Genomic DNA, 14,383 nt, shown 5'->3' on the forward strand with positions numbered 1-14,383 from the left:
CGGAGGTCGCGATACGCGTTCTTGAGCCGCGATCCTATGCCGACCCCGTGCTCACTTAGGCTTATCAGGAGGTTACTTGGGGATAGTGTAGCCTGGACCTCACTTGCTGATCCATTCCAATCATGATTGCACTTGATTTCGCATCTCCGAGGCTAGCCTCTACGTTAAGTAACAGCTGTTATCTTGGATAGGGGTTAAGCCGTGACTCTGATCGGCGGACTGATTGGCCTAGTGGTGGTTATACTTGCGGCCATCGACCTCATTAGCAGCTACGCGAAGCATAAGCCTGTGGCGCTTTCAAGGAACGCGGTTGAAGACTTGATGGCTTTCCAGAGCGGGACCTGGGCAACCCGCCGACGGTCACCGCGGAATATTACACGCGTAAGTGAGCGGTAAATGGCGTAGGTTTCTCTGGAGCCCTCCGATTGATGCTCACTGCCCGCACTCAGCGGCCGGTTCCATAAACGACTGTGGGGACCAACGTGGGTAGACTCGGAGAGCTTCGCCACAGACCCTAGTTGTTTCAAAATCTTAGCAGTCCCCGAAGGCGGACACCCCATCTACCCTGCCGGAGGCTAAACGGCAGTACGTTACGCGATGTCTGCTTTATAAGCTCGGCGTCGGGGTGCGAGCGGCTGGAATGGGCGCTAAGCCGCTCAAATCTTGGCGCGGACGAACGTCCGCCATTCGCGTCAGCTGATCCGAAACCAGCCGTTCCGCTTCCCACCAATAGCAGACACTAGGCGACGGTGGACGAGCGTCCGCTTCCCGGCTGCCGCGGGACGACGTCAACGGCGGGGTTAGGCCCAAACCCCGCGCCATCAGCATGATAGGACTGGACTACACGCCTGAACAGAGCGTTGGTCACCTTGTGAGACGAGCCCACCTCGGCGCGGGCCTCATCGCCCCGATCGACTGATCTTCGGGGCTTCGGCTCGTGGGAGCAGGCCATCTCGTGCCTGAGCTCATGGAGACCGAAGATGACCGACCTTAACAACTCGACCGACTCAGCCAATCAGCCTGCACCGCCTGCTCGCGTTATGAGCGCGGGCGATCCGCCCGCACCGGCGCCTGCCACATCGAAGTCTGACAGCGTTGCGAAGCTGCTTCGCCGGGCCAAGGGCGCCACCATCGCGGAGATGCAGGAGGCGACTACCTGGCAGCCGCACAGCGTACGAGCGTTCCTCTCAGGGCTGCGCAAGAAGGGTTCGGTCCTGAGCAAGGAGCAGCGCAAGTCGGGCGAAACGACGTACCGGCTGGCGAGCAAGTCAGCCCCGGCAGCCGCAGCCGATGCATAAGCTTGCGCAGAAGATTGAAGCGCTCGGCCGGATGAGTCCGGCCGAGCTGCGCTGCCTCTGGCGGGACACCTTCAAGCAAGCGGCACCGGACATCAGTCCTGACCTGATGGGCCGAGCCATCGCCTATCGATGGCAAGAGCGGCAGCATGGCGGTCTGCCAGCACCTGCTACCCGCGACATCGCTCGGCTGACGCGCTTGCTGGTCCGGACCGGCACACTGGAAGCTACTGATGAGCTGAGCCTCAAGCCGGGCACGCGGCTGGTGCGCGACTGGAATGGCCGAACGCTCAACGTGCTTGTTTGCGAGAAGGGCTTTGAACTGGATGGGCGACGGTACGGCTCCCTGACGCAGATCGCTCAGGAAGTGACCGGCACGCGCTGGTCAGGTCCGCGCTTCTTCGGACTGAAGAAGCGGAAGGCACCGCCGCCAAGGCGAGCATCTGTCGATGCGTGATCGCCCGAGCCGTTGCGCCATCTACACGCGCAAGTCGACCGACGAGGGACTCGAGCAGGAGTTCAACAGCCTCCATGCACAGCGGGAAGCCTGTGCTGCGTACATCCTCAGCCAGAAGCACGAGGGCTGGCAGCTGCTGCCCGAGTTTTACGACGATGGGGGCTATTCCGGCGGCACCATGGAGCGGCCCGGCCTCAAGCAGCTCATGGCTGATGTGCAGGCCGGCAAGATCGACGTGATCGTCGTCTACAAGGTCGACCGGCTCACCCGTAGTCTCGCCGACTTCGCCAAGATCGTCGAGGTGCTCGATCGAGCCGGTGCCTCGTTCGTCAGCGTCACTCAAGCCTTCAACACCACCACGAGCATGGGCCGGCTGACGCTCAACGTGCTGCTGAGCTTTGCTCAGTTCGAGAGGGAGGTCACGGGCGAGCGCATCCGCGACAAGGTGGCTGCATCCAAGAAGAAGGGCATGTGGATGGGAGGTCCAGTGCCGCTTGGCTACGTGGTGCAGGATCGCAAGCTGGTCATCGCTGAGCCTGAGGCTGCAACGGTGCGGCACATCTTCGAACGCTATGCCGCACTAGGCTCCATGCCAGTTCTCACAGAGGAGCTTAGCGAGCGAGGCATCCGAACCAAGCTGCGCGCCTTCAAGGATGGACGGCAGTTCGGCGGTGTCCCCTTCACCATAGGGCCCTTGAGCCACCTGCTGAACAACCCGGTTTACGTCGGCGAGGTCCGCCACAAGGGGGTGTCCCACCCTGGCCAGCACGAGCCGGTCGTCCCGCGAGCCCTGTGGGAGACAGTCCAATCCATCCTCGCGAGCAATCGGGTTAAGCGCCGCATTGCTGGAAAGGGGAGGGCGCCCAGCCTGCTCACCGGCATGCTGCGGGACGCCAAGGGCCGACTGATGTCGCCGACCTACGCAGTCAAGGAGACCCGCCGCTACCGCTACTACGTCAGCAGGGCTCGGCGGGGAGAGCACCTGCCAAACGATCGCAAGACCCGAGTGCCCGCTGGCGAGCTTGAGCGAGTGGTGGTCGAGCAGCTTGTCGGATGGTTGCATCGCGAGAACTCGACCGCAAGCGATGGCTCGGCTGCCGAGGTCGAAGAGGGAAGGGCAGAGCGGCTGTCGTTGGCAACGCAGCTTGAGCAGAGCTCGCTGCAGCAGCGTCGAGAACTGCTCCTGCAGCACAACGCCGCGGTTGAACTTGGGGCCGGGAAGATCCGTATCAGCCTAGCTGTTCCGCACGCCGACTTAGAACAGCCATTACGCATGATGATCGAGGTCGACGCTAAGTTCGTTGATCGCGGTTCAGACCTCCGGCTGATGATCGCGCCGGACGGCAGCTACGGCTCGCGCAAGCCAGATGCCGTGCTGCTGAAGCTGCTTATGCATGCGTTCGCCGCCCGAGATGCTCTCCTCTCCGGCAAGCCCGATCCACTTACCTTAAACTACAGTCCGCTTCACCAGAGCCGGCTCGCTCGCCTGAGCTACCTGGCACCGGACATCGTCCGCGCCATCATCGAAGGACGGCAGCCTCCCGCGCTCAGCGGGCGGCGGCTGCTCCGCGCAGCAGACCTGCCGTTCGACTGGCAAGGCCAGCGCGCGCTGCTTGGCTTCGCCTAAGCCCCACCATCAGCAGCTGATGCACCATCGTTCGTGCATCGCATCCGTGGCCAGCTTTTCAGGGGGTCGGAGACTTTGGGCATGATCGCACTTCGCGAGCGCGCCTCAAGAGGGTCTCTGGCCACGCGAGCGCATCAGCAGCAGGCGTAAGCCTCGGACATTGCGCCACTATTCGCCAGCCGTGCTTTGTGGCCTACCCTGGTGGCGAGAGACTGGAGTGCGTGGTGCCGGTTGCAGGGATCGAACCCGCGACCTTCGGTTTACAAAACCGCTGCTCTACCAGCTGAGCTAAACCGGCCCTAGGCGGCTCATGCGTCAGATGATGCCGAACGTCCACCCCTCCGTCCAGGCGAGCTCCGGCGTGAGGCCTTCCGGCGCGAAGGCTCGCGGGTTGCGGGCATGGGCGCGCATGCCGGCGGCGGTGACCAGGGCGTCGGTCTGGTGGTCGTTAGGCTCGAAGCGGAGGCGGGTCAGCGGGCTGCCGAGACCTGCCAGCGCGCGGCCCAAGTCGGCGCGGGTGCGCAGCTTGGTGCCGGGCAGGCCGGCGTTTCGCAAGTAGATGCGGGTGTAGATTTCGACCACGACGCTGCCTCCGGGCGGCGGGAGCGGGTCCATCGGCCAGATGGCGACATGGGGCGCGGTGCGATGGAGCAGGCGCATGCCGGAGAAGCTCGCCTTGGCGACCTGCGCCGCGCCGATCGCGTCGTAGGCGGACGCGGTCTTGCGGCCGCCCTGCGCATTGAGGCGGGCGTCGCATTGGCGGAAGCGCACGAAGTCGGCCTTCACGCCCTCGGCGATGCCGAAGTAGAAGTGGCGGCGGTGCACCTGTTCTAGGAAGCTGGCTGCGCCGAGGTCGTCGTCAGGCGCTTGCGCATCGACATAGGCCCAGAAGTCGCGGGCGTTGTCCGGAACGTCCAGCTCACCCGGCAGGTAGGCGCCGCGCTCGGCGAAGGGCGGGGCGAAGCTGAAGTCGAAGCCGAACAGGGTTGGCTCGCGGGCGGCCTGGCTAAGCAGCCAGTCGGCGACTTCCTCCCGCGACCAGAGGTGGTCTGCGCGAACGAGGCGCGGAGCCGCCTCGCCTCGAGCCTCCGCAATCGCGATGCCCTTGTGCCGCCGCCCCTTCGCGCCCGACCAGTCGATCGCGACGTAGGCCGCAAAGCGATCGCTCAAGCGGGTGGGGGCTCGTCTTCGCGAACCCAGTTGGTGCCCTGCAGTCGGCGAGGAGTCTGCGGCGGGTTCGTGTCGGAGGGCGGGGGCACGCGGTCGGCGTATTGGCTGAGGATCCGCGCTGCCGCGTCGCGCCCGCCGAGCCCGAAGGCCAGTGCTGCCGCGACTGCCACCGCGCCCAGGATCAGCCCAAACGCGAGCACCACGATCTCGTTGGCGAGGTCCATGAAGCTCAGGCCGACGAAGGCGAACAAGGCGATGATCGAGTAGCGGACGAAGCTCTGGGCATAGCCGCCCTCGCCCGTGCCGCTGCCGACCAGGTTGGAGATGATGCGGGCCAGGAAGATGCCGACGACGATGATCAGCGTACCGAAGATCACCTTGCCGCCGAGCTCGGTCACCTGGGCAAGGAAGATGGCGACCGTGCCGCCGCCAAGCTGCTTAGCGGCCTCGATGGCCGCAAACAGCATGATGGCGGTAAAGGCGACGTTGGCGACGACGCGGCTTGGGGCGGTGGTCGCCGGAACCACCCCAGTGGAGCGGATCGCGTCGTCGAAGCCAGTCGGCGGAAGCACGCTCTCGATGATCGACTTGACGAACTTGGCCGCGACATAGGCGATGCCGAGCCACAGGGCCGCCGTGAGGATCCGCGGGATCGCGGCCGAGATCTGGTTCAGCATGTTGATCGCCGGGCCGGAGATCGCCTCGATCTGCAGTACCTGCAGCGCGGCGATCGCCACCGGGATGATGATCAGTGCGAACACCAGTATGCCAGCGGCGCGGGCGAGACTGGCCCGGCTCGCACCCGGCGCCGTGCCGGGGGGAACCGCGTCGGGGCTGGTGCGGACGGTGCTTGGATGATCGCCGAGGCCGGCGCGCGCCATCCAGCCGTCGACGTTGGCGGCGGTGAGCAGCGTTTCCACCAGCCGCCGGACGATCCGCGCGACGATCAGGCCTACGAAGAAAATCAGCCCCGCGCCGAGCAGCCGCGGCAGGAAGTTGAAGATGTCGTTGGTGAGCGCGTTAATCGGCTGCAGGATCTGCCCGAGCTGCAGATACTGAAGCGCGGCCATGATGCCGACCAGCCAGATGATCAGCTTGGCAACGGTGCCCAGCTGCTGACCGATGGTCTCGTGCTGGTCGCCGGGCGTGTGCTTCTGGAGGGCAGGGGTGCGCGACACGGCGCGGGAGATCGCCCAAGAGACCGCGCGGGCGACGATCCAGGTGACCAGCAGGATGATCAGCGCGACGAGGACCTTGGGTCCCCACAAGGTCAGCTGGTCCTGCCAGTAGGCGCGCGCCGGCGAGTCGTACATGATTCTCTCCTGCTCAGTGCCGACGTCAACCGCCGCCTTGGTCTTTGGTTTCGCGCAGCTGCTGCCAGTAGCGCAGGCGTTCGCGCAGCTTGGTCTCGAAGCCGCGGTCCACCGGCTCGTAGAAGGTCTGCGCCGCCATCTGCTCGGGCCAGTAGCTCTGGCCGGAAAAGGCGTCCGCCGTGTCATGGTCGTAGGCGTAGCCCTGGCCGTAGCCGAGCTCCTTCATCAACTTGGTCGGCTTGTTGAGGATGTGGGCGGGCGGCTGGAGTGAGCCCGTTTCCTTGGCGGCGCGCCAGGCGGCCTTTTGCGCGGTGTAGGCGGCGTTCGATTTCGGTGCGGTGGCGAGATACAGGCAGGCCTGAACGATCGCCAGCTCGCCCTCCGGTGAACCGAGGAAGTCGTAGGCGTCCTTGGCGGCAAGGCACTGCACCAGCGCCTGCGGGTCGGCGAGGCCGATGTCCTCGACCGCGGCGCGGGTCAGGCGGCGGAGCAGGAACAGCGGCTCTTCGCCCGCGGTCAGCATGCGCGCCAGATAATAGAGGGCGGCGTGAGGGTCGGAGCCGCGGATGCTTTTGTGAAGCGCGGAGATGAGGTTGTAATGGCCGTCGCGATCCTTGTCGTACACGGCCACGCGGCGCTGCAGGAAGCCGGCGAGGGCGGCCGGGTCGAGCGCGCTTTCCAGCGCGACGTCGAACAGCGTCTCAGCCTGGTTGAGGAGGAAGCGGCCGTCGCCGTCGGCGCTGGCGACCAGCGCGTCGCGCGCTTGCGGCGTGAGCGGCAGCGGGCGGCCGACCAGCACCTCCGCCCGGTCCAGCAGCTTGCACAGGGCGGCGTGGTCCAGCCGGTGAAGGATCAGCACCTGACAGCGGGACAGCAGAGCGGCATTCAGTTCGAAGCTGGGATTCTCGGTCGTCGCCCCGACCAGGATAACGGTGCCGTCCTCGACATAGGGGAGGAAACCGTCCTGCTGGGCGCGGTTGAAGCGGTGGATCTCGTCCACGAACAGCAAGGTGCGGCGGCCGAGCCGGGCATGGTCGCGCGCTTGGGCGAACACCTTCTTGAGGTCGGCCACTCCCGAGAAGACCGCGGACAATGCCACGAACTGCAGCCCGACGGCGTCCGCCAGCAGGCGCGCGATGCTGGTTTTGCCGGTGCCGGGCGGGCCCCACAGGATCAGCGAGGAGAGCTTGCCCGCGGAGACCATCCGGCCGAGCGCTCCGTCCGGGCCGGTGAGATGCTCCTGCCCTACGACCTCGCCCAGCGAGGCTGGCCGGAGCCGGTCAGCGAGCGGCGCGGCCTCTACCGGCAGAGCGGCCGGCGCGTCGGCCTGGAAGAGGTCCGCCATGGCTGGAGCCATAAGCCCGGGCCTCTTTTTACGCTAGACATCTTGCGCTTCGCTGCATCTAAGATATATCTCGATGCATCAAGCAGGAGATTAGCATGGGTTGGCATCATCGGGGTTGTGGTAGGGAAAGCGGCCTTCCGCGCGGCCTGTTTGTGGTGGGGCCGCGGGGCTGGAGCTTCGGCCCGGGCGGAAACTTCCATTTCGAGTTCGGCGAAGGGCCGGGCGGCTGGAGCGGCCGCGGCCGTGGCGGGCGGCGGCGCATGTTCGGCTCGGGCGAGCTCCGCCTGGTGCTGCTCAAGCTGATCGCCGACGAGCCGCGGCACGGCTACGACCTCATCCGCGCGATCGAGGAGCTGACCCACGGCGACTACGCGCCGAGCCCCGGCGTGGTCTATCCGACGCTGAGCCTGCTGGCCGACGAGGGGCTGGTCGAGGAGCAGCCGGGCGAGGGCGCGCGCAAGCGCTTCGCAGCGACGGAGGCGGGACGCGCGCATCTGGCGGGGAATGCTGAAGAGGTCGCGCGGCTGTTCGAGCGGCTGGAGGAGCATGGCTCCTCGCGGCGGAAAACCAGCCGGCCCGAGCTGGGCCGCGCAGTCGGCAACCTGATGCACGCGCTACGCAACCGGGTGGCGCATGAGGGCTGGAACGAGGAGCTGCTGAACGAGGTGACCGACATCCTCGACGACGCGGCCAAGCGAATCGAGCGGCTGCGGTAAGCCGTCATCCCGGCGGAGGCCGGGGTCCCGTCCGGTAGGGCGCGCATCGGACCTGAGACCCCGGCCTGCGCCGGGGTGACGGTCAGCCCCTGATCCGCGCCAGCCGCTCGCGTCGCTCGATCGCGCGGCGGTAGGTGCGGATCACGGCGGAATTAATGCGGTCCCAGTCCTGGGTCTCGGCGAAGGCTAGCGCGGCGGCACCGTGCCGCTCGCGCAAGGCCGGGCTCTCGGCGTAGGCCTGAAGTGCGTCGGCAAAGCCGTCGATGTCGCCGGCATCGACCAGCACGCCGTTCTCGCCATCGCGGATCAGGCTGGTGGCGCCCGTCGCTTCCGCGGCGATCACCGGCAGCTTGCAGGCCATCGCCTCAAGCGTGACGTTGCCGAAGGTTTCGGTGATCGAGGGGTTGAGCAGCACGTCGGCGCTGGCGAGGTCGCGGGCGAGGTTGGCGCCTTCCTGGTGGCCGAGGAAGATGCCGGCGGGGAGGCGGCCCTCGAACCACGGGCGGGCGGGGCCTTCGCCGATCACCACCACCTTGTGGCGCACGCCGCGGCGGGTCAGCTCGTCGGCGGTGTCTGCAAACACGTCAAGGCCCTTCTCCATCACCACGCGGCCGAGGAAGGCGACGGCGAGCTCGTCGTCGGCGATGCCGAGACCGCGCCGCCAATCCATATCGCGACGGCCGGGGTTGAACTGCTCTCGATCGACGCCGCGCGCCCAGATCGCGATGTTGCGGTTCATCCGCTGGGCACGGAGCACGGCAGCGGTCGATTCGGCAGGCACCAACAGCGCGTCACACCGACGGTACAGCCTGCGCAGCAGGGCGCGGACCGCCGGCTCGAGCAGTTCGAGATGGTAATAGGCGAGATAGGTCTCAAAGCGGGTGTGGACGGAGGCGATCGAGGGAATGCCGCGGCGCCGGGCCCAGGTCACGGCGCGATGCGACACGACATCCGGGCTGGCGATGTGCACGAGGTTCGGCGCGAAGTCGGCAAGGTCGCGGCGGACCCCGGGAGTGAGCGCCAGCGGCGAACGGTATTCCTTGCGGCCGGGCAGGGCAATCGATGGCACGGACACCAGGTCGCCCGTCGGCGGAAAGGCGGGCTCGGGAATGGTCGGCGAATAGACGCGCACCTTGGCGCCCTGCCGGAGCAGGTAGCCGACCAGCCGGTTAAGCGCTTGGTTCGACCCGTCGCGCACGTAATTGTAGTTGCCCGAGATGAGGGCGATGCGGAGGTCGGACGCGTCCATGACGGCGCGGTCTAGCGGGGTCCGCGGCGTCTTTCCACTTGGCCGCTGCTGCTGCGCCGGAGAAGGACAGCCAGCGCGGCAACCGCAGCTAGGCGTAGGAGGCGGGTCATGGCAGGGAGATGGGGTGGGTTCCTCCGCCGCCAAGTCCTGCCTGCCGCCGGTGGTGGACGCGGGCGTGCGCGTGCTAGTCCTGGGCAGTCTGCCAGGCGAGGCGTCGCTGGCGGCGGAGCGCTATTACGCGCACCCGCGCAACCAGTTCTGGCGCTTGCTCGAAACGGTGCTTGAGGAACCGCTGGAGGCGTTGCCGTACCCCGTGCGCCTCGACCGGTTGCTGAGCCGCGGCGTGGGGCTGTGGGACACGGTGGCGAGTGCGGAGCGCAAGGGCAGCCTGGACGGCGCGATGCGGGCGATCGCCGCCAATCCCTTGCCGACGCTGGTCGAGACCCTGCCTGAGCTTCGCGCCGTCGCCTTCAACGGCGGCACCGCCGCGCGGCTCGGCCGGCGCGAACTTGGCATCACGTCTTTGACGCTGGTGGACCTGCCCTCGTCCAGCCCGGCGCTGACCCTGCCGTTCGCCGCCAAGGCCGAACGCTGGGCCGCGCTTAAGCCCCTGGTGATTGACAGGTCTTGAGCCGCAGCCCACCTCGCGAACATGGTAGACAGCACCATCGAGCCGCCCCCCAGCCTGTCCATGGTCGACGAAGCGCTGGTCGCGGGCACCATCGCCAACACCAACGGATTGCTGGTGATCCTCGCCAAGCTGGTCGCCCGCGGCGTGTTCGACGCCAGCGACCTCAAGGCGTTCAGCGAGAGCTATTCCAAGCCGCTCGACCATGAAGGCATGCGCGAGAATGAGCTGGTCAGCCAGATGCAGGACCAGATGGAGAGCACGCTTGCCGAGCTGATGCGGTTTCTGAGCGAGCAGGGCTAGGATCGTCATCCCGGCGGAGGCCGGGATCCCATGCGACCTGCGCGCTTTTGCATCTGGGATCCGGCCCACGCCGGGATGGCGTCCGGACTGCAAGACACTATATCCGCCCCATGCCCACCATCGCCGGCATCGCCCTGTTCCTGCTCACCCTCTTGGGCATGGAGGCGTTCGCCTACGCCATGCACCGCTGGGTGATGCACTCGCGGCTCGGGTGGTCGCTGCACCGCAGCCACCATAGCGAGCGCTCGGGCTGGTTCGAGTGGAATGACCTCTACGCGGCGGTCTTTGCGGTGCCGTCCGTTCTGCTGATCTACGGCGGCCTGAGCCTCGGTTGGGGTGAGTGGACGGTGTGGGTCGGCGCGGGTATTGCGGCCTACGGCGTAGTCTACTTCGGCTTCCATGACGTGATCGTGCACAGCCGCCTGGCCCACCGGATCGTGCCGCGCTCGCCTTATTTCAAGCGGATCGTGCAGGCGCACAAGCTGCACCATGTTTCGCAAGGGCGGGAAGGGGCGGTAAGCTTCGGCTTCATCTACGCGCCGCCGGTGGATCGGCTGAAGCGGCAGCTATCCAGGAGCGGCAAGGCCGATGTCAGGGCGCCGCGGGGGCGGAGCGAGGACGAGTCCACAGACCGCCGCGCGGAGAAGGTCTGACCGGCCACACCGCTTCCCAAAAAGCTTCCATCACCAGCGCCGCCTTCTCCGCCTTGGAGGTGGTGATCCGGCTGTCCCACGCCCGCTCGCCCAGCGCCGCAGCGCGGGTCGCGACCTCGCCGTAGATCCCCGATGCGGACAGCACCGCCCAGCGGCTGCGGAACGGCAGGCGGGCGGCGCCGGTTCGGGCCGAATGGCGGTAGCGGTCGGCGGTTTCCGACAGGTGGCGGGTCATGCGGGCCAGGGCGGGCCGATGCTTGCGGTCGGTGAGGTCGGCACCGGTCAGGTCCTCCGCTTCGAGCCACTCGGCCGGCAGGTAGACGCGGCCGACCCGGGCGTCCTCCACGATGTCGCGAGCGATGTTGGCAAGCTGAAAGGCGATGCCGAGGTCGGCGGCCCGGTCCAGCGTGTCCGTGTCGCCTGGGGCGACGCCCATGACATGGGCCATCATCACCCCAACCGCGCCCGCCACCTGGTAGCAATAGGAGAGCAGCTCGTCCTCCGTCTCCGGCCGCCAGCCCGCGGCGTCGCGTTCGAAGCCGGCGAGGTGGTCGTCGGCGATTTGTGAGGGGATGGCGCACTCGCGGGCGACGGTGCGGAGCGCTTCAAAGGGGACGACGCCGGTCGGTTCGTCCGACAAGGCCTGAGCGGTGCGGTCCTTGAGGAAGGCGATGCGCTCGCCGGGGTTGTCGGGGGCAGCCGCATCGTGGCCGAGGGTCTGCCCGTCCGTCACATCGTCGCAGGCGCGGCACCAGGCATAGAGCAGCCAGCTCCGCTCGCGTGTCTGCTGATCGAACAGCTGGCTGGCGAAGCGGAAGCTTTTGGAGCCGACCGAGATGCTCGCCAGCGCGGCCTCGACCAGCCGTGCCCGCTCGTCCGCAGAACTCACGCGAGCATCAATCCCGCGGTGGCCTCCGCGCTGCCGACCACGCCCGGAATGCCGGCGCCCGGATGCGTGCCCGCGCCGACGAAGTACAAGTTGCGGATCTTGTCGTCGCGGTTGTGGGTGCGGAACCAGGCGCTCTGCCACAGCACCGGTTCCAGGCTGAAGGCCGAGCCGAGGTGCGCGCCAAGGTCGCGGCCGAAATCGGTCGGCGCGTAGTGGAAGCGGGTGCGGATGCGCTGGCGGATGTCGGGGATCAGCCGCTCCTCCAGCACATCGAGGATCACCTCGGCGTAACGCTCGCCGTCGCGGTCCCAGTCGATCTTCTCCTGGCCCATGTTGGGCACCGGCGCGAGGGCGTAGAAGGTGGAGCAGCCTTCGGGCGCCATGCTGGGGTCGGTCACCGTAGGGTGATGGAGGTAGAGCGCCGGGTCCGCCGCCAGCTCCCCGCGCTTGTAGATGTCGCCCAGCAGCTCCTGGTAGCGCGGACCGAACAGGATGGTGTGGTGGGGGATGCCGGGGAAGGTGCCCTCCAGCCCGAAGTGCAGCACGAACAGGCTGGGCGAATAGCGCTTGCGCTTCAGGCTGCGGACCTGGGCCGGGCCGCGCTTGCTGCCTTCCAAAAGGCCGTAGCTGTGAATGATGTCGCCGTTTGAGGCGACCGCGTCGGCTGTCCCATGCCAGCCCGAGCGGGTACGGACGGCGCGGGCGCGCTCGCCCTCGGTCTCGATCGCGACCACCGGATCGGCCAGCCGAAGCTCGCCGCCCAGCCGCTCGAACAGGCGCACCATGCCGGCGATCAGCTTGTTGGTACCGCCCTTGGCGAACCACACGCCGCCGTCGCGCTCGAGCTTGTGGATGAGCGCGTAGATGGACGAGCAGGTCAGCGGATTGCCGCCGACCAGCAGCGTGTGGAAGCTCAGCGCCTGGCGGAGGTGCTCGTCCTCCACATAGCCGGCGACGATCGAGTAGACCGAGCGCCAGGCCTGGTAGCGGGCCAGCGCAGGGGCGGCCTTGAGCATGTCGAGGGGGCTCTCGAACGCCTTGGTGCCGAGCTTGCGATAGCCTTCCTCGAATACGCCCGCGGAATAGGTGAGAAAGCGCTTGTAGCCCTCCCAATCGCGCGGGTTCAGCTTCTCGATCGAGGCGCGGAGCTGCTCATCGTCGTTGGTGTAGTCGAACACCGTCCCATCCGGCCAGTCGAGCCGGTAGAAGGGGGTAACCGGAACCAGGTCGACGTCGTCCGCGATGTTCTGCCCGGACAGTTGCCACAGCCGCGCGAGGCAGTCGGGATCGGTAATCACGGTCGGGCCCGCGTCGAATACATGGCCGTCGCGTTCCCAAACATACGCGCGGCCGCCGGGCTTGTCGCGCGCTTCCACGATCGTGGTCTGGACTCCCGCGGACTGCAGGCGGATGGCAAGGGCGAGACCGCCGAAGCCGGCACCGATGACGATCGCGCTTTTCAATGTTCTTCCTTCAGTACGGCCAAGGCCCGCGAGATGGGGACGGGGGGCTTGCCGGCCAAGATGCGTATGCGGTCTGCTACTGAACTTCGTCCAGCGTAGAAGCGGGCGATCAAGGGTTCGGGGAGGCGGTAGAAGCGCTGCAGCACGCGATACCGTTGCGGCGGCTTGGCCGCGCGGAACAGCATTCGCGCGAGAAAGCGCTCGTACCAGCCGTGCCGCCAATGTTCGCGGGCGCGTTCACGCGTGGCCTCCGCCAGCCGGTCGAGCGGCAATTCATCCGCTAGCCAGGAGGCGAAGCGAACCGCGTCGGGCAGCGAGTAGCTGGTCAGGGGATGAAAAAAGCCGCCGCGGGCGCCGGCGCGGGCCACCGAATCATCCGCAGGCCAGAAGCGCTCGAAGTCGCCGCCGGTGAGGACCGGGAGCTGGCCGGTCTCCTCGCGGCTGCGGCGGGCGATCTGCCAGCCGCGCTGTGCAGCGTAGTCGCCGATGTTGTCGCGGAGCCGCTCCTCGTCGAGTTCCGGCCCGTCGGTGTAGTAGGTGTCCTCGACGAACAACTCGGTGGGGCTGAACGGCAGGCAGTAGACGAAGCGGTAGCCGTCGGACTGATCGACTGCCGCGTCCATGACGACCGGCTCGGCGAGGCCGTGGCCCTGGGGGATGTGCAGCAGCTGGCCGAGAAACTTCTGCCAGCCGAGCTTCAGCCCCTCCGCCTTGCCGCCACGGGCGTCGAGCACGGCACGGGCGGTCAGCACTTCGCCGCTGTCGAGGGTCGCGGACGTGGCCGTGACTCCGACAGCGGCGGCACGGACGATGCGTTCAGGCGACAGGGTGGCGCAAACGACCTGGTCCAGCCGCTCGCTCTCGATTGAGCGGTAGGCTTGATTGAGCCGCCGGCCATGCTCGGGAAAGTCGACCCGGTAACCCGGCCAGCGGTGAACGACGAGCGGCTCCACGATCGCGCGGTCGCGCGGCGCCACGTCGCTTTCGAAGAAGGACCAGAGGTGGTTGCCGCCCAGCCGCTCGCTCGGCTCAACGATGCCGACGGTCAGCTCCGGTCGCCGCTGAGCCAGGGCCAGCGCGCACAGCCCGCCCGCCAGCCCGCCGCCGAGGATCAACAGGTCGAAGCGCTCGCGCGGCATGGGAGCGCTGCTAGCGGCTAGCAAGGCGGGAGGCGAGGGCTAAGCCAGGCCGTGCCGCCGCTGCGGGCTGATGCGCGTCAAGCTACTGGCAATCTTCTCCGCTTAAGCACATCAATCTGGGACCAAGGGGAAGTGG

General features: G+C 67.2%; 14 protein-coding genes and 1 tRNA gene. 7 read left to right on the top strand and 8 right to left on the bottom strand.

Annotated features, from left to right (window positions below):
- Positions 1 to 980: 980 nt before the first annotated feature.
- Genes QZX62_RS07735 through QZX62_RS07745 form a run of 3 tightly spaced genes read left to right on the top strand, consistent with a single transcriptional unit; the run spans position 981 to position 3,379 of the window.
- Positions 981 to 1,298, top strand: coding sequence for a DUF3489 domain-containing protein (locus QZX62_RS07735; protein WP_294173427.1), 318 nt, complete (start codon positions 981 to 983; stop codon positions 1,296 to 1,298).
- Complete coding sequence (locus tag QZX62_RS07740; RefSeq protein ID WP_294173428.1) at positions 1,291 to 1,752, top strand: DUF2924 domain-containing protein; 462 nt, start codon at positions 1,291 to 1,293, stop codon at positions 1,750 to 1,752. Before QZX62_RS07735 ends, QZX62_RS07740 begins: the two co-directional genes overlap by 8 nt.
- Positions 1,745 to 3,379: a recombinase family protein gene (locus tag QZX62_RS07745; RefSeq protein ID WP_294173432.1), complete on the top strand. Its 1,635-nt coding sequence runs from the start codon at positions 1,745 to 1,747 to the stop codon at positions 3,377 to 3,379. Before QZX62_RS07740 ends, QZX62_RS07745 begins: the two co-directional genes overlap by 8 nt.
- Positions 3,380 to 3,601: 222 nt before the next feature.
- Here the strand turns inward: QZX62_RS07745 and QZX62_RS07750 are convergent.
- The 4 genes from QZX62_RS07750 to QZX62_RS07765 form a co-directional block, all read right to left on the bottom strand.
- Positions 3,602 to 3,677 (bottom strand) — tRNA-Thr (locus QZX62_RS07750).
- 17 nt (positions 3,678 to 3,694) lie between these two features.
- Positions 3,695 to 4,549 carry a hypothetical protein gene (locus tag QZX62_RS07755; RefSeq protein WP_294173434.1) on the bottom strand — a complete coding sequence of 285 codons (855 nt, stop codon included), beginning with the start codon at positions 4,547 to 4,549 and terminating at the stop codon, positions 3,695 to 3,697.
- Positions 4,546 to 5,862, bottom strand: a complete 1,317-nt coding sequence (locus QZX62_RS07760) for a mechanosensitive ion channel (protein ID WP_294173436.1) — start codon at positions 5,860 to 5,862, stop codon at positions 4,546 to 4,548. Before QZX62_RS07760 ends, QZX62_RS07755 begins: the two co-directional genes overlap by 4 nt.
- A gap of 25 nt (positions 5,863 to 5,887) precedes the next feature.
- Positions 5,888 to 7,207: a replication-associated recombination protein A gene (locus QZX62_RS07765; protein WP_294173437.1), complete on the bottom strand. Its 1,320-nt coding sequence runs from the start codon at positions 7,205 to 7,207 to the stop codon at positions 5,888 to 5,890.
- 95 nt (positions 7,208 to 7,302) lie between these two features.
- Between QZX62_RS07765 and QZX62_RS07770 the strand changes: the two genes are divergently transcribed.
- On the top strand, positions 7,303 to 7,923 hold the full coding sequence (locus QZX62_RS07770) for a PadR family transcriptional regulator (RefSeq protein WP_294173438.1): 621 nt from the start codon (positions 7,303 to 7,305) through the stop codon (positions 7,921 to 7,923).
- A gap of 82 nt (positions 7,924 to 8,005) precedes the next feature.
- Here QZX62_RS07770 and QZX62_RS07775 read toward each other — a convergent pair whose 3' ends face one another.
- Positions 8,006 to 9,172: a glycosyltransferase family 1 protein gene (locus tag QZX62_RS07775; RefSeq protein ID WP_294173439.1), complete on the bottom strand. Its 1,167-nt coding sequence runs from the start codon at positions 9,170 to 9,172 to the stop codon at positions 8,006 to 8,008.
- 124 nt (positions 9,173 to 9,296) lie between these two features.
- Here QZX62_RS07775 and QZX62_RS07780 point away from each other — a divergent pair, with 124 nt between their 5' ends.
- The 3 genes from QZX62_RS07780 to QZX62_RS07790 all read left to right on the top strand — a co-directional run bounded on the left by QZX62_RS07780 (position 9,297) and on the right by QZX62_RS07790 (position 10,756).
- Positions 9,297 to 9,803: a DNA-deoxyinosine glycosylase gene (locus tag QZX62_RS07780; RefSeq protein WP_294173442.1), complete on the top strand. Its 507-nt coding sequence runs from the start codon at positions 9,297 to 9,299 to the stop codon at positions 9,801 to 9,803.
- A 21-nt stretch (positions 9,804 to 9,824) separates the two neighbouring features.
- Positions 9,825 to 10,103 (top strand): hypothetical protein, encoded by a 279-nt coding sequence (locus QZX62_RS07785; protein ID WP_294169958.1) that lies wholly within the window; start codon positions 9,825 to 9,827, stop codon positions 10,101 to 10,103.
- A 110-nt stretch (positions 10,104 to 10,213) separates the two neighbouring features.
- Positions 10,214 to 10,756 carry a sterol desaturase family protein gene (locus tag QZX62_RS07790; protein ID WP_294173445.1) on the top strand — a complete coding sequence of 181 codons (543 nt, stop codon included), beginning with the start codon at positions 10,214 to 10,216 and terminating at the stop codon, positions 10,754 to 10,756.
- Here QZX62_RS07790 and QZX62_RS07795 read toward each other — a convergent pair.
- Genes QZX62_RS07795 through crtY form a run of 3 tightly spaced genes read right to left on the bottom strand, consistent with a single transcriptional unit; the run spans position 10,695 to position 14,247 of the window.
- Positions 10,695 to 11,645 carry a phytoene/squalene synthase family protein gene (locus QZX62_RS07795; RefSeq protein ID WP_294173446.1) on the bottom strand — a complete coding sequence of 317 codons (951 nt, stop codon included), beginning with the start codon at positions 11,643 to 11,645 and terminating at the stop codon, positions 10,695 to 10,697. The genes QZX62_RS07790 and QZX62_RS07795 overlap by 62 nt on opposite strands.
- The gene (locus QZX62_RS07800; protein ID WP_294173448.1) at positions 11,642 to 13,108 is read right to left on the bottom strand and encodes a phytoene desaturase; all 1,467 of its coding nucleotides are present in this window, start codon (positions 13,106 to 13,108) and stop codon (positions 11,642 to 11,644) included. The genes QZX62_RS07795 and QZX62_RS07800 overlap by 4 nt, the downstream gene beginning before the upstream one ends.
- A complete protein-coding gene (crtY, locus tag QZX62_RS07805; protein ID WP_294173449.1) occupies positions 13,105 to 14,247 on the bottom strand; it encodes a lycopene beta-cyclase CrtY in 1,143 nt (380 codons plus the stop codon). The genes QZX62_RS07800 and crtY overlap by 4 nt, the downstream gene beginning before the upstream one ends.
- Positions 14,248 to 14,383: the final 136 nt, after the last annotated feature.

The sequence above is a fragment of the uncultured Sphingomonas sp. genome, assembly GCF_902806265.1.
Lineage (GTDB): Bacteria > Pseudomonadota > Alphaproteobacteria > Sphingomonadales > Sphingomonadaceae > Sphingomicrobium.

Excerpts from the sequence above, each read along its gene's own strand:
- QZX62_RS07765 (WP_294173437.1), bottom strand. The coding sequence starts at position 7,207 with ATGGCGGACCTCTTCCAGGCCGACGCGCCGGCCGCTCTGCCGGTAGAG.
- QZX62_RS07785 (WP_294169958.1), top strand. The coding sequence starts at position 9,825 with ATGGTAGACAGCACCATCGAGCCGCCCCCCAGCCTGTCCATGGTCGAC.
- QZX62_RS07735 (WP_294173427.1), top strand. The coding sequence starts at position 981 with ATGACCGACCTTAACAACTCGACCGACTCAGCCAATCAGCCTGCACCG.
- QZX62_RS07760 (WP_294173436.1), bottom strand. The coding sequence starts at position 5,862 with ATGTACGACTCGCCGGCGCGCGCCTACTGGCAGGACCAGCTGACCTTG.
- QZX62_RS07740 (WP_294173428.1), top strand. The coding sequence starts at position 1,291 with ATGCATAAGCTTGCGCAGAAGATTGAAGCGCTCGGCCGGATGAGTCCG.
- QZX62_RS07790 (WP_294173445.1), top strand. The coding sequence starts at position 10,214 with ATGCCCACCATCGCCGGCATCGCCCTGTTCCTGCTCACCCTCTTGGGC.
- QZX62_RS07770 (WP_294173438.1), top strand. The coding sequence starts at position 7,303 with ATGGGTTGGCATCATCGGGGTTGTGGTAGGGAAAGCGGCCTTCCGCGC.
- QZX62_RS07775 (WP_294173439.1), bottom strand. The coding sequence starts at position 9,172 with ATGGACGCGTCCGACCTCCGCATCGCCCTCATCTCGGGCAACTACAAT.
- QZX62_RS07745 (WP_294173432.1), top strand. The coding sequence starts at position 1,745 with ATGCGTGATCGCCCGAGCCGTTGCGCCATCTACACGCGCAAGTCGACC.
- crtY (WP_294173449.1), bottom strand. The coding sequence starts at position 14,247 with ATGCCGCGCGAGCGCTTCGACCTGTTGATCCTCGGCGGCGGGCTGGCG.